The organism is Paraburkholderia suaedae (genome assembly GCF_040812055.1).
Taxonomy (GTDB): Bacteria; Pseudomonadota; Gammaproteobacteria; order Burkholderiales; family Burkholderiaceae; genus Paraburkholderia.
In genome coordinates, this window is the sequence record NZ_JBFOAH010000026.1 from 1 (window position 1) to 13,434 (window position 13,434).

The 13,434-nt window shown below is 64.8% G+C and carries 9 protein-coding genes and 1 riboswitch; of the genes, 5 read left to right on the plus strand and 4 right to left on the minus strand.

Translation table 11 applies throughout. The features are described 5' to 3' along the window. The first annotated feature begins 431 nt into the window (after positions 1 to 431). Complete coding sequence (locus ABQJ48_RS28485) at positions 432 to 1,376, plus strand: flagellar brake protein (protein ID WP_367841298.1); 945 nt, start codon at positions 432 to 434, stop codon at positions 1,374 to 1,376. A 47-nt stretch (positions 1,377 to 1,423) separates the two neighbouring features. Here ABQJ48_RS28485 and ABQJ48_RS28490 read toward each other — a convergent pair whose 3' ends face one another. The 4 genes from ABQJ48_RS28490 to cobW all read right to left on the minus strand — a co-directional run bounded on the left by ABQJ48_RS28490 (position 1,424) and on the right by cobW (position 8,141). Beyond that, entirely contained in the window at positions 1,424 to 1,963 is a 540-nt protein-coding gene (locus tag ABQJ48_RS28490) for a vWA domain-containing protein (protein WP_367841299.1), read from the minus strand. A 143-nt stretch (positions 1,964 to 2,106) separates the two neighbouring features. Beyond that, on the minus strand, positions 2,107 to 3,216 hold the full coding sequence (locus tag ABQJ48_RS28495; protein ID WP_367841300.1) for a magnesium chelatase ATPase subunit I: 1,110 nt from the start codon (positions 3,214 to 3,216) through the stop codon (positions 2,107 to 2,109). After that, a complete protein-coding gene (gene cobN, locus ABQJ48_RS28500) occupies positions 3,213 to 7,043 on the minus strand; it encodes a cobaltochelatase subunit CobN (RefSeq protein ID WP_367841301.1) in 3,831 nt (1,276 codons plus the stop codon). The genes ABQJ48_RS28495 and cobN overlap by 4 nt, the downstream gene beginning before the upstream one ends. Positions 7,044 to 7,049: 6 nt before the next feature. Then, positions 7,050 to 8,141, minus strand: coding sequence for a cobalamin biosynthesis protein CobW (gene cobW, locus ABQJ48_RS28505; RefSeq protein ID WP_367841302.1), 1,092 nt, complete (start codon positions 8,139 to 8,141; stop codon positions 7,050 to 7,052). Between the two features lie 965 nt (positions 8,142 to 9,106). On the opposite strand from cobW, the gene ABQJ48_RS28510 reads away from it, so the two are divergent. From ABQJ48_RS28510 to cobO, 4 genes are all read left to right on the plus strand, one after another. Beyond that, positions 9,107 to 10,924, plus strand: a complete 1,818-nt coding sequence (locus ABQJ48_RS28510; protein WP_367841303.1) for a DUF4153 domain-containing protein — start codon at positions 9,107 to 9,109, stop codon at positions 10,922 to 10,924. A 144-nt stretch (positions 10,925 to 11,068) separates the two neighbouring features. Continuing rightward, positions 11,069 to 11,308: riboswitch (cobalamin riboswitch) on the plus strand. A 223-nt stretch (positions 11,309 to 11,531) separates the two neighbouring features. Next, complete coding sequence (gene cobA, locus ABQJ48_RS28515) at positions 11,532 to 12,326, plus strand: uroporphyrinogen-III C-methyltransferase (protein WP_367841390.1); 795 nt, start codon at positions 11,532 to 11,534, stop codon at positions 12,324 to 12,326. Continuing rightward, positions 12,323 to 12,832 (plus strand): cobalamin biosynthesis protein, encoded by a 510-nt coding sequence (locus tag ABQJ48_RS28520; protein WP_367841304.1) that lies wholly within the window; start codon positions 12,323 to 12,325, stop codon positions 12,830 to 12,832. The genes cobA and ABQJ48_RS28520 overlap by 4 nt, the downstream gene beginning before the upstream one ends. Beyond that, positions 12,829 to 13,431, plus strand: a complete 603-nt coding sequence (cobO, locus tag ABQJ48_RS28525; RefSeq protein ID WP_367841305.1) for a cob(I)yrinic acid a,c-diamide adenosyltransferase — start codon at positions 12,829 to 12,831, stop codon at positions 13,429 to 13,431. Before ABQJ48_RS28520 ends, cobO begins: the two co-directional genes overlap by 4 nt. Positions 13,432 to 13,434: the final 3 nt, after the last annotated feature.

Below are 13,434 nucleotides of genomic sequence, written 5' to 3' on the forward strand. Positions count from 1 at the left end.
GATACTTTTGCCTGCAGGCAGATTCCTCGGAACCCGCCCACCGCATCGCGCATCAAGCGCCCACACTTATCGGCTGTTAGTTTTTAAAGATCGATCCGCCTCACGTGGCGCAGCACCTGCTTCAACTACCCGGCACTGCGTTCCGTTCTGCGTCGCTGCATCTGCAGCGGAGAAGCGAGATTATGGAGAACGGCCTGCGACCCGTCAACCCCTATCCGCGAATTTCTTTAGGAAACGAACGCCCCGTCTTGCAGCGGTGTGTCGCCGTCCCAACAGCACCCCAATCTAGTTAGACCTCCGAACTAACTTGGATGTTCGTCAGGAAATCGAAACGGAATCAACCAGGCAATCCACCGCCCTCGCGCGCAATTAAAGTTTGCGTCGCCCCGGCCGTCAACAGAGTTATCCCGCCACTCAAACAATTACCTGCCATGCATCATGATGTCGCGGACCACGTCGACGAAAACTCGCCTTCCGCGCTATCGCCGGCGCTCAGTCCGGTAGCGGTGCCCGTTGGCACGCCCCTCGACTGGCCGATCGTCGACAGCGACGGAACGTTGCTTTTCGCTAGTGGGACCATCCTCGCGACCACGCACGAGCGTGATTTCCTGTTCGGCAACTTCCATCCGCAGCGCGGCGATCTGCCGGACACGGCCGGCCAGGCGCCGACCAATAGCGCGCAGCCGACCGATTCGAGCAATTCGCCGACACTCAGGGACATGCATCTGGAAATAGGCGCATTGATCGGCATGCGTTCGCAGCTTGGCAGCGGCGCGCCAATGCAACCGTGCCGCATCATCGGCTACGCGCCGAATCAGGCGCTGTTCGTCACGCCGCCGATGCACGATGGCCGCACGCTGCCGCTCGCGCCGGGCGAAAACATCGAGATCGTCGCAATCGCGAGCCACGCGGTGTTTCGCTTCGTCTGCACGGTGGAAGCGCTCTGCCGCACGCCATTCGACTACGTCGTGCTGTCGAAGCCCGGCGCGATCCGCCGGCTACGCGAGCGCAAGTCGATCCGCGTTCGCGCACACCTGGCGGTGCGCTTCGCTCTCGGCGAGACGGGTGAATCGTACGAAGGGCTCGGCTGCGCGAAAGGCATCAGCGCACTCGGCATGTCGTTGAGCGCTTCGTGGACCGTGGGCGCGGTGGGTGAGCGGCTGCGGGTTGCCTTCCGCCTGAAGTCGGCGGACCTCGACATGGAAATAGAGACCAGCGCGATCATTCGCAATGTGCAAAAAGGCAGCGCGCCAGGCGAGCCTTCGCATCACGGGCTAGAATTCGATCGACTCGACGCGGCTCAGCAGATGGCGATGAAGGTCTACGTATTCGATCGCCAGGACGACGTGCTGTACTGGTCGAACGGCTCGAAATAGATGGCGCGGGAACGATCGGCGGCGCAGTCCACGCACCGCTCGGCTGCTCAACCAATCAGTTCTTCGGGAGCAAAGCACCGCGCGCCCCACTCGCCGGCGATCGCCGCACAGCGTCCTAGCGGGATCATCTCGCGTTCGAAATCGACGAATACGATCTCGTCCGCCGCGCGCGGGCGAGTTGGCTCGTCGCGTGTGCGGCCGTCGGTCAAGATCCACAACCAGCGCTGCTGGGCTGGCCTGAGTCTCGCACGACGTTCGAGCAACTGCGCCGCCCGGCCAATGCCGGCACCCAGCGGCGTGCCGCCGCCGCCGCCCACCGGTCTGAGCCACCGCTCGTTCCACCAGCGCGGTACAGCAGGGCCGAAGCGCACGTCCGCGCCGGCACCGCCGAAACAGATCAGCGCAGCCTCGTGGCGCGCGGCGCTCGCACGGTCGAACAGCGCGATCAGCAGACCCTTGGCGAGCGCGAGGCGCTGCTGCGCCAGCATGGAGCCGGAGCAGTCGAGCACGAAGCAATGCAACACACCGCCGCGCGGCGCCTCGCGCACGAAGCGCAAATGCTCGGCATGCAGTGTCTGCTGTCGCATGGCGGCGAGCGTCTGCGGCCATGCGATGCGTGTGCCTGGCTGGCCGCGCGAATCGACCCGCAAACGGCCGAGTGCATCTGCGCCTGCGCGTTGTTGCCATCGAAAACCGCTGCGCGAGTCAGCGGCGGCGCCCTTCCGATGGCTCAGCGTTTTTTTGCGTCGAGCGGCAACACGCGTTTGACGTGCGTGGTCGCGGCGGGTTCGGGTGGCAGGTAGCCCCAATCGTTCTCGCCCTCGACGGCGGGCGACCGCGCGGCTTCTAGCGCAGACGCAGCCGAATGGTCCGCGTTGGAAGCCGTTTGCCGATCTGCTGCGCCGTCACGCGCGTCGCTCTCCGCTGGCCCGTCATCCTGACGACGCTGCCGGCGCCGATGCATCAGCACGGCTTCAGCAACGCACTCCACGTGCCGCACCGTCACCGCCCCCGCCTGCTCCAGTGCGGCCAGCGCACGCGCGGCGCGCAGCATCACGAGATCGGCGCGCAAGCCATCCACGGCCGCGTCGATGCACAACGCGCTGACGTGCGCGTGCACCGCGTCGTCGAACGCGAGTTGCGGCAGCGCGTTGCGCGCCGCCCGAATCCGCTCAACGTATTGCGCCTGCTGCTGCGCGTAGCCGGTGCGAAACGCTCGCGGATCGAGATCGAACGCGAGCCGCGCTTTCACGATCGCCTGGCGCACCTGTGGCTCGAAGCAATTCTGCAACGCCACCATCAAGCCGAAGCGGTCGATCAATTGCGGCCGCAACTCGCCTTCCTCGGGATTCATCGTGCCGATTAGCACGAAGCGCGCGTCGTGGCTGTGCGACACGCCGTCGCGTTCGACGGTATTGACGCCACTGGCCGCGGCGTCGAGTAATGCATCGACGAGCGCGTCCGGTAGCAGGTTGACTTCATCGACATACAGCACGCCCTCGTGTGCTTTCGCAAGCAGGCCCGGCGAAAAACCCACGGCGCCATCGCGCAACACCGTTTCGATATCCAGCGTGCCGATCAGCCGATCCTCGCTTGCGCCGAGCGGCAGGTTCACCAGTTGCCCTTGCGGCAACAACTCGGCGAGCGCACGCGCCGCGGTCGACTTGGCCGTACCGCGCGGCCCGCTCACGAGCACGCCGCCCAGCCCGGGATCGATCGCGGCGAGCAGCAGCGCCTGTTGCAACGGCGCCTGACCGATCAGCGCGGCAAACGGAAAAGCGGGCCGCTGGCTGGGCCGCCCGTTCACCTGCTGGATTGCTGCCGGCTCTGCTGCATTCATGTCTGGCTTCCTTCCATATACTGCTCGCTAGCAAGCAGATGCTGTTCGACCTGCAACCGATAGTCGCCCGGCGCCTGCCACAAACCGCGCTGCATCGCTTCGAGCAAACGCTCGCAGATCGAATGCAACGCATGCGGGTTGTGCCGCTGCAAGAACTCGCGAGTATCGGCGTCGTTCAGGTAAGCATCCGTGACGAGCCCATATTGATGATCGGCGATCACGCGCGCGGTCGCGTCGTAACCATACAGATAGTCGACGGTCGCGGCGATCTCCGCCGCGCCCTTGTAGCCGTGACGCTTCGCGCCATCGAGCCATTTCGGGTTGACCACGCGCGAGCGGATCACCCGCGCGATCTCCTCATGCAGCGTGCGCACGCGCGGCGCGGCCGGGTTGCTGTGATCCGCGTGATAGACGCTCGGCTGACTGCCGGCCAGATGCCGCACCGCCGCGACCATGCCGCCCTGGAACTGGTAATAGTCGTTCGAATCGAGGACGTCGTGTTCGCGATTGTCCTGGTTCTGCAGCACTACGTCGAGCGCGGCGAGACGCGTGCCGAACGCATGGCGCGCCTCTTCGCCTGCGCTCTTTTGCGTGTACGCATAACCGCCCCACGCCTGGTACGCATTGGCCAGATCCGCATCGGTTTGCCATTGCCGGGTGTCGATGAGTTCCTGCAGACCCGCGCCATACGCGCCGGGCCTCGCGCTGAACACGCGCCAGCCGGCGCGCTTGCGCGCCTCCCCGGCGTCCATGCCACGCGCGACGAGCGCATCGCGCTCGCGCTGCACGCGTGCGCGGATCGGATTCAGCGCTTCGGGTTCGTCGAGTTCGGCGACGGCCTGCACGGCGGCGTCGAACAGGTGCATGACGTTCGCAAACGCGTCGCGAAAGAAGCCCGACACACGCAACGTGACGTCGATACGCGGGCGGTCGAACGCTTCGATCGGCATGATCTCGAAGTCGGTCACGCGATGACTGCCGGGCGCCCATTTCGGCCGCACGCCCAGCAGCGCGAGCGCCTGTGCGATGTCGTCGCCGCCGGTGCGCATCGTCGCGGTGCCCCACACGGAGAGCCCGATTGCACGCGGATAATCGCCGTGTTCCTGCAGATGCCGCTCGATCAACTGCTGCGCGGATTTCAGTCCAAGCGACCATGCGGCTTGCGTCGGAACCGCGCGCGTGTCGACCGAATAGAAATTGCGGCCGGTGGGCAGCACGTCGGGCCGCCCGCGCGATGGCGAACCGCTCGGCCCCGGCGGTACGAAGCGTCCTTCGAGCCCGCGCTTGAGCTGCAGCATCTCCTGCGGACCGCATGCATCGAGCCGTGGCAGTACATCGTCGCGCAAACGTGCGAGCACCGCTTGGGCTCGCGGCAGCGTTCCGGCTTGCGGTGTTTCGCGCGGTGTCGAGCACGGCGGCGTGTCGTCCCCATCGCGCCGCTCGCCGCAGACGCCGCTCAACATGCGCGCCGCGAGCAGTTCCAGCCGCTCGTGCGTATCGCCGCAGTGCCGCCACGGCGCATCGCTCACCTGCTGCAGCACTTGCGGCCTAGGCCCTTCCCACACTGCCGACCAATCCACCGACAACGGATCGAACAGATGATCGATGCGCAGATCGCGCGCGAGTGCGTCGATCAAGCCGGCTTTGCCGCCTTGTCCGTCGCCGACCGGAAAGCGCGCCAGCGCGAGCAGCGTATCGCGCCGCTGCACGCCGCCCGGCGACTGCCCGAACGTGTGCAAGCCGTCGCGAATCTGCGCTTCCTTCAGCTCGCACAGCCACGCATCGACGCGCGTGAGCAGCGCGTCCTCGTCGTCTTGCCCGTTCGGCGCAGCGAGGCTCAGCTCGTCGTGCAGCCTGTGCTCGACGATGGTCGCGAGAATCGTGCGTCGCAACAGCTTCGAGCGGCGCGGATCGACCATCATTGCTTCGTAGTACTCATCGACCTGGCGTTCGAGGTCCTGCAACGGCCCGTAGCTTTCCGCGCGCGTGAGCGGCGGCATCAGATGATCGATGATGACGGCCTGGGCGCGGCGTTTGGCCTGGCTGCCCTCGCCCGGATCGTTGACGATGAACGGATACAGATGCGGCATCGGTCCCAGAATGAGATCGGGCCAGCACGCATCGCTCAACGCGACGCTCTTGCCAGGCAGCCATTCGAGATTGCCGTGCTTGCCCACATGTACGACCGCGTCGATGCCGAACTGGTGACGCAGCCAGAAATAGAACGCAAGGTACGCATGCGGCGGTACGAGCTCCGCGTCGTGATAGCTCGCATAGTCGCCTTGCTCGCGCGAGCGCGACGGCTGGATGCCGACGAACACGTGCCCGCAGCGCCATCCCGCGATCATGAAACGGCCGCGCCGCAACGTCGGGTCGTGCTCAGGCGTGCCCCAGCGCGCGTTCAATGCCTGCCGCGCGGCGGCCGGCAACGCGTTGAAGTGCGTCAGATAGTCATCGAGCGCGAGGCTTTGCAAGGCGGGGCGCAGATCGCGGACCACGGGATCGTTGGTCACGCCCTCGGTGAGCTTTTTCAGCAGTGCGTCGCCGTGCGCGGGCAACGGCGCGAGACGATAGCCCTCGCCGCGCAACATCGACAGAATGCCGACCACCGAGGCCGGCGTATCGAGCCCCACGCCATTGCCGATGCGCCCTTCGCTCATCGGATAGTTCGCGAGGATCAACGCGAGTTTCTTGTCCGCGTTATCGAGCGAACGCAGACGGCACCAGCGGCGGCTCAGTTCCGCAAGAAAGCCGACGCGTTCGAGGTCCGGCTGATAACGGACCACGTCGACCTGGGTATGCGGGCAGCGATACGCGAGCCCTTTGAAGCTGATCGCGCGCGTAATGATGCGGCCGTCCACTTCCGGCAGCGCGATATGCATCGCGATGTCGCGCGAGTTGAGGCCGTGGTTGTCCTTGAGCCAGTCGTCGCGATTGCCGCCGCTCAGAATCACCTGAAACACCGGCGCATCGCCGGCAAGCGCGAGCGGCTCGGGGTCGTCGATTGCGGACGCGGCGAAGGCGGTCGTATTCAGCACCAGCGCGGCTTCGTGCTGCGCGCACAAGGTCTGCACGATTTCGCGGCTCATCGCGTCTTTGAGCGAGGTGATAGCGATGGGTAGCGGATTGAGACCTTGCGATTGGAGCGCGTCGATTAGCGCGTCGAACACCGCCGTATTGGCGGCCTGCAGATGCGCCTTATAGAACAGGATCGCCGCGACCGGCGCCCCCGGCTGCCAGCGCGCCTGCCAGTCGGCGATGGTCGGCGTGTCATGCCCGGGATGGTAGAGCGACGCGGCCGGCAACGCGCGCGGCGGCGCCGGCTCGGCCCCATAGCTGAAGACGCGGTATGCGATGCAGCGCAGAAAAGCTTCGGCATTCTGCGCGCCGCCTTCGCGCAGATAGCGCCATAGCTGATGGCACAACGCGGCGTCCGCCGTGCTGCGCGCGAGCAGGTTCGGATCTTCCTGCAAGTCGCCGGAAAACATCGCAAGGGTCTGCTGCTTGCGCTGCGCGAGCGCGACCACCTGTTCGATCCCATACGGCCAGTAGGCCTCGCCGCCGAGGTGATCGACCACCACCACGCGCGCGTGCTGCAGCACGTCCTCGACATAGAAGTCGACCGAGGCCGGTTGCCGCAGATACGTGACGTTCGCGAGCCGCACACTGGGAAAGCCCGCGCCCAGCCGCGGGACCACGCTGGCGAGCAATGACAGTGTGGTGTCGGCGGAACTCAGCACGACGATGTCGGCGGGCTGCTGATCGATACGGATCACGCCCTGCGTATCGTCGACAAAGCCGCCCGGCGTCGTGCGCAGCAGATGCATGAGCGCTCAGGCCTCGCGTGCTTCGACGTTCGACTGCATGGCAAGCGCCGTATCGAACGCACGCTGCAGCGCGGCTTGATCGAGGTCTTCGCCAATTAGCACGAAGCGGCTTTGCGCGCCTTCGCCTGCCTGCCAGCGCCGGTCGAAATAACTGTCGAAGCGCCGCCCCACGCCCTGGATCACGAGCCGCATCGCCGCGCCCGGCAATGCCGCGAAACCTTTGACGCGGCAAATCGTGTGGGTTTCCACCAGCGCTTGCAGCGCGGCGATCACCGTTTCGCGCGACGGCGCGTTCGCGTGCACGACCACGGAATCGAATTCGTCGTGGTGATGATCGGCGTCGTCGGCCGAGCCGTGATGATCGTGGCGCAGGTGGATGGTTTCTTCCGACGCCGCTTCGAGACCCAGCAGCGCATGCAGATCGAGCTGGCCCATGTGTGCGCGCACGATCTTCACCTGCGGCGGAATCTCTTCGCGAATGACGGCTTCGACCGCGCGTTGCTGCGCGTCGTCGAGCAGATCGGTCTTGTTCAGAATCACCAGGTCTGCCGCGGACAATTGATCCTCGAACAGCTCGTGCAGCGGCGACTCGTGATCCAGATTCGGATCGGCCTTGCGCTGGGCGTCCACGGCAACGGGGTTGTCGGCGAACTGGCCGCTTGCGGCAGCCGGTCCGTCGACTACGGTCACGACTGCATCGACGGTGAAGCTGTTCTTGATCTGCGGCCAGTTGAATGCTTTCACCAGCGGCTTGGGCAGCGCGAGCCCGGAGGTTTCGATCAGCACGTGATCGATCTGCTCGCGGCGCTCCACGAGCCTTTCCATCACCGGAAAGAACTCTTCCTGCACGGTGCAGCACAGGCAGCCGTTCGCGAGTTCATAGAGCTGGCCTTCGGTCTCGACGCCGTTCTCGTCGCAACCGACTCCGCAACCCTTGAGAATTTCCCCGTCGATGCCGAGCTCGCCGAACTCGTTGACGATCACTGCGATGCGCTTGCCGCCCGCATGCTGAAGAATGTGCCGCAGCAACGTGGTCTTGCCGCTGCCGAGAAAGCCGGTGACGATGGTGACAGGGATCTTGCGCATTTGCGTTTGCATCGTGAGGTCCATTCGTAGGCGTTGCGCTAGCGTGCCGGCGTGTGCACCCGTTTGTCTGCTGGAGTCGGAGCGGCGAAGCTGCGCGGGGCGCAAGCTCTGTGAGCCGGGACTATCACGACATACGGGGACGAACGACGGCGTTGCCGCGGCAACGTGGAAAACGCGTCACAGCGCGAACACGGCGCGCGGAAAACGGCAATGAGGTCATGGACGCGCCGTCGCATCCCCGCGACGTGCGTCCTGCTTATCTGGCTGATACCCGGGGTGGCGACCGCGCCGCTTCCCCTTCCCGGGCGAGTGATTTCTCGTCCAGTGGTCCTATGCCGACGCGGCCTTGCGCGTGGACATCGAAGCCGGCTTTGCGACGCCTGGCGGTGAAGCCGGCGCTGCTTTCCGCTTACCGTTGCGGGGTAGTCCGCATGCCGCGCATGGGTGGCATATGACAACGCATATCCTTTTGATTCAAAGGTTTAGCGGCGTAACGCACCGCAATGCAACGTATGACAACGCCCCGCGGCTTCGCCATGGCTTCCCATCGGGTTCCGTTAAAGCGACCAGAAGCAACAGCATTATGCAACGCATCGCATCACACGAGAACTGCCTGACTCCATCCGCCGGGCCGGGCGCCAAGTGCAAGCCCTTTCGAAATCCCGTCGCTACCGAAAGAAACGCTGCGCAATGCCCGCAATTTCGGAGCGGGGTTGGAGATACCTTGCGAGCGCGACCGGTCGGCTTGGGAAATCACAATTGTTGACACTCTCGTTTCAACCGGAACCCGCCAGGAACGGTCAGGCAATTGCAACACCCGGATCGCCGACCATTGACGTATGTGTTCCTCGACCTCGGACACTGGAGCATGAATCGGTCTCCTATAAAATGGCCTTGAACCCGAACACGGCGCTTGCGCGCGACCTCAGGCGAGCGCGGCCGTGAAGCGAAACATAATTGGGAAGATGGGGTTGTAGATGCAAAATAATCAGCAGGGAACACCGCACGCCGCTCCAGGCCGGGAGCTCTTCGCGCGGCGCCTCCTCATCGGCATTTTCCAAGGATTGGTACTGTATCTGCTCATCAACGCTGCGCATCATCGCAGCGGCATCGCAACTATCCCGCTTCTGTTGTTTCCCCTGCTCCTTGTTGCGCTATTCATCCCGCCAGTGCTTATCGTGGGCCTCCAACGAATGAGGGGCGCCCGGCTCGCGATGTGGGCCGCCGTGCTCGCCGCAGTTGTGGCAATCCTTGGCTTTCACGACGCGTGGCGATCGGCGGGCGCTGGAATTGTCGGCCTGCAACCATCCGACCACACCGGGGTCCCCCTGCCGTCAATGGCAGTGATCTTCTACAGCGGCGTAGTTGTATTTATCGCTTATTGCCTCGTTCTCGCCGGCGAGGCTGCAAGGTCGTGGTTTGCCCCCTACGAGTCGTACTTCGAATTCAGTTGGAAGCTCGGGCTCCAGGTCTGCCTGTCCGGGTTGTTTGTTGGTGCGCTGTTTCTGGTGCTCTTGCTCGGGGCAGCGCTTTTCCTGTTGCTGAAGTTGCATTTCCTCGAGCAACTCTTGCGCGAATCGTGGTTCAACATTCCCGTGAGCGCGATCGCGTTTGCGTCAGCCCTGCACATCACCGACGTGAGGCCAGACATCATCCGGGGCTCGCGCACCCTTGTCCTGTCGCTTCTCTCGTGGCTGCTCCTCGTCCTCGTTGTCATCGTTGGCGGATTCCTCGCATCCCTGCCGTTCACCGGACTCGGATTGCTATGGGCCACGCGATCCGCTACGCCAATCCTGCTCGGCGTCGCGGCGTTAAAAATAGTCTTCGTGAACGCTGTTTTCAAGGGCGGCCCAAGCTCCGATCCCGCACCGCGAGTGCTGCGTGTCTGTATGAGAATTTCCTGCCTGATACTTCCAGTGCTGGTGATACTTGCGACTTACGCGCTTGCGCTGCGGATCGAGCAATATGGGCTCACGCCGCACCGTATTCTGGCGTGTGCGGAAACGTTCGTGGCTTACTTCTATGCCATCGGCTATGCGTGGGCGGCCCTTGCCCGCACTGACACCCTTGCGAGGATCGCACCCGTGAACGTGATCACGGCCTGGGTATCAGTCGCTGTCCTCGTTGCTGTGTTCACGCCGTTGGCTGACCCGGCACGTCTGTCAGTGGACAGCCAGGTAGACCGTCTGCTCGCGGGTAGGGTTGAGCCCGACAAATTCGATTACGACTTCCTGCGGTACGAATCCGCGAAATACGGGCGGCAGGCGCTCGCGCGGCTGCAGGGGGAGACCCAGGCAACGAATGCCGCGGCCGTTCGCGAACTGAGCACGCAGGCTGCACGTCAGCCCGATCGCGGCCTTGTGGGCGCAGGCCGTCCGGATGCTGCGGCGCTGGCCCTCAACATCGTGTCGCGCACTCCGGGGCGGCCGGTTCCGGCGTCATTTCTCTCGAAGGACTGGCAGCGCGCCGCGCAAACGTCGATGCTCCCGGGCTGCCTGAACCTTGGCTCGGTGAAGTGTGACGCTTACCTCGTCGACGTGACCGGCGATCACAAGTCTAACGTGGTGCTCTTCCCGCACAGCGAAAGTATTGGTTTCGTGTTCGACGAGTCCAGCGATAGCGATTGGCAACTGGTGGGCAAATTTTCGATCGCACCGGACTGCGCTGCGGTTCGCGATGCGTTGGCGAAGGGGACTTTTCAACTCGTTGAACCGCGACTTCGAGACATTCAGGTCAATGGTCGACGCGTCGAAGTAGAGGCGACGCCGGCGCGCGGCACAGTGTGCTCGAGATAGCAGGTACTGGCATAAGAGCGGTAGAGTGGCCGAGTGGTTCGATCCGGTCGGGCGGGGCGTCGCGGGACGTCAGGCGTATTTTCTCGAAGCGGCGAGCACCGCCAGCGCGGCGGCGTTCTCAGTATCGGGCAGGCCGCCATGTGCTATCGTAAGCGCGCGTTTGGTGCCCGCACATGCATTCGCGTGTGCAGTTAAACGGGAAACAGGCCGCGCGTCGTGCGCTCAACCTGTGCTGTCCCCGCAACGGTAAGCGACCAGCGACGCCAGATTCATCTCTGTTGCGCCGCGCATGTGTTTTCAATGCCACTGTCCGACGAATCCGGACGGGAAGGCAAAGCGCATGAGGCCGCCAGCCCGGATACCGGCCAGACGCGGAGGCGGCGAATCTCACGCCGCCGGCCGCCGGAATCCGCGAGGGACGGATGTGAAGGCGCACAGCGCGACGTCGCGCGCAGGCTGGTGTTTTCCCGAGGGAAGCATTGAAGGCCGCATGTTCGTCGCGCCCGAATCCGTAGCACCGTATGACCTCGATATTCGCCGCCCTGCAGTTCTTCGCACCTTGCCTCTTCCCATCCATCACGCCGTGGCGCGCGCCATGCACGCCCCGATGACGCGCGCATGGCTGATCGGCGCAGGCCCGGGCGACGTCGAACTGATGACGCTCAAGGCAACCCGCGCGCTGGCGCAAGCCGACGTGGTGCTGGTCGACGATCTGGTGAACCGCGAGGTGCTGCAATTCGCGCGCGCCGATGCGCTGGTGCTTTACGTCGGCAAACGCGGCGGGCATCCGTCGACGCCGCAAGCCGGCATCGTCGCGCAGATGCTCGAGCATCTGCGTGCCGGGCGCAGTGTCGCGCGGCTGAAGGGCGGCGATCCGTTCGTGTTCGGCCGGGGTGGCGAGGAACTGCAAGCGCTGCACGCGGCAGGCATCGAGGTGGAAGTCATCAACGGCGTCACCGCGGGAATCGCGGCACCCGCCGCGATCGGCATTCCGGTCACGCACCGCGATTATGCGCAGGGCGTGGTGTTCGTCACAGGACATGGCGCGAGCAGCGGCGAGCCGGATTGGGCCGCGCTCGCCGCCACGCGCATGACACTGGTCATCTACATGGGGATGCGGCGGCTCGCAGCGATCGTCGGCGCGTTGCGCACGGCCGGCATGGCCGACGATACGCCGTGCGCGGCGATCGAATCGGCGACGCGTCCTGACCAACGTCACGTGCTTGCCCGCCTCGGCGACTTTGCCGACGCGGTCGCGCGTGCCGGGCTCGGCTCGCCGGCGATCGTGGTGATCGGCGGGGTGGCGTCGCTCGCGTTGGCGCGGGCAGCGGCGCAAGCCGAAGAGGCTCATCAAGCCGATGCGGCGGCCCCGCTGCCGACATCGGAAGCGGATAGCCCATGAAAACGCTAAGCGTCGGTATCGGTTGCCGCCTGCACAGTTCGGCCGAGCAGATCGAGGCGGCGGTGCGCATCGCGCTCGGCATGCGTGCATTCGATGAGATCCGCGTAGTCGCCTCGGTCGACACCAAAGCGAACGAAGCAGGTCTGCTCGCGTTTTGCGCACATCATTCGCTGCCGCTGCAATTGTTCAGCCGTGAGCAGATCGCGGCAATTACAGTGGAGAAGCCATCGTCGATGGTGCGCGAGCATCTCGGCGCGGATGGCGTCTGCGAACCGTGCGCACTGCTCGCCGCGTCGGCGCAACCTGGTGTTGCGTATGCCACGCCCGAGGCCCCCGACGCGCGAACGCCACCCCCGGCGCCACGCGCGCCCCGCTCCGCGCCCGCCCGCCTGCTCGTATGCAAGATGCCGCACGCCGGTGTAACGGTAGCGATCGCCACCAACAGCGTGCACGCGGGCCACACAACGCCAGCGAACCACGACACTCACCAAGAGGACCTTCGATGAAAACCGATCCCGAATCGCATCACCGCATGACCGAGCGCCGGCGCGAAGGCCATGAGAAGAAGCAGGCCAGCGCCACCGTCGAAAAGGGCCTGCTGATCGTCAACACCGGCACCGGCAAAGGCAAGACCACCGCCGCGTTCGGCATGGCCGTGCGCGTACTCGGCCACGGCATGCGCCTGGGCGTCGTGCAATTCATCAAGGGCGCGCTGCATACCTCGGAGCGCGACTTCCTCGGCGCGATCGCCAACTGCGATTTCGTCACGATGGGCGACGGCTACACCTGGAATACGCAGAACCGCGACGCCGACATGGCCACCGCGCGCAAAGGCTGGAACGAAGCGCGCCGGATGATCGAAAGCGGCGAGTACCAGATGGTCATTCTCGACGAGCTGAATACGGTGCTGAAGTACGAATACCTGCCGCTCGACGAAGTGCTGGCGGTGCTGAACGCGCGGCCCGCAATGCTGCACGTGGTCGTGACCGGCCGCCACGCGCCGGACGCGTTGATCGAAGCCGCCGACCTCGTCACCGAAATGCGCATCGTCAAGCATCCGTATCGCGAGCAAGGTGTGAAAGCGCAGCGCGGCGTGGAGTTCTGAGCG

Bases quoted from the DNA above. Each gene is read 5' to 3' on its own strand.
- ABQJ48_RS28485 (WP_367841298.1), top strand. From the start codon at position 432: ATGCATCATGATGTCGCGGACCACGTCGACGAAAACTCGCCTTCCGCG.
- ABQJ48_RS28490 (WP_367841299.1), bottom strand. From the start codon at position 1,963: ATGCGACAGCAGACACTGCATGCCGAGCATTTGCGCTTCGTGCGCGAG.
- ABQJ48_RS28495 (WP_367841300.1), bottom strand. From the start codon at position 3,216: ATGAATGCAGCAGAGCCGGCAGCAATCCAGCAGGTGAACGGGCGGCCC.
- cobN (WP_367841301.1), bottom strand. From the start codon at position 7,043: ATGCATCTGCTGCGCACGACGCCGGGCGGCTTTGTCGACGATACGCAG.
- cobW (WP_367841302.1), bottom strand. From the start codon at position 8,141: ATGCAAACGCAAATGCGCAAGATCCCTGTCACCATCGTCACCGGCTTT.
- ABQJ48_RS28510 (WP_367841303.1), top strand. From the start codon at position 9,107: ATGCAAAATAATCAGCAGGGAACACCGCACGCCGCTCCAGGCCGGGAG.
- cobA (WP_367841390.1), top strand. From the start codon at position 11,532: ATGACGCGCGCATGGCTGATCGGCGCAGGCCCGGGCGACGTCGAACTG.
- ABQJ48_RS28520 (WP_367841304.1), top strand. From the start codon at position 12,323: ATGAAAACGCTAAGCGTCGGTATCGGTTGCCGCCTGCACAGTTCGGCC.
- cobO (WP_367841305.1), top strand. From the start codon at position 12,829: ATGAAAACCGATCCCGAATCGCATCACCGCATGACCGAGCGCCGGCGC.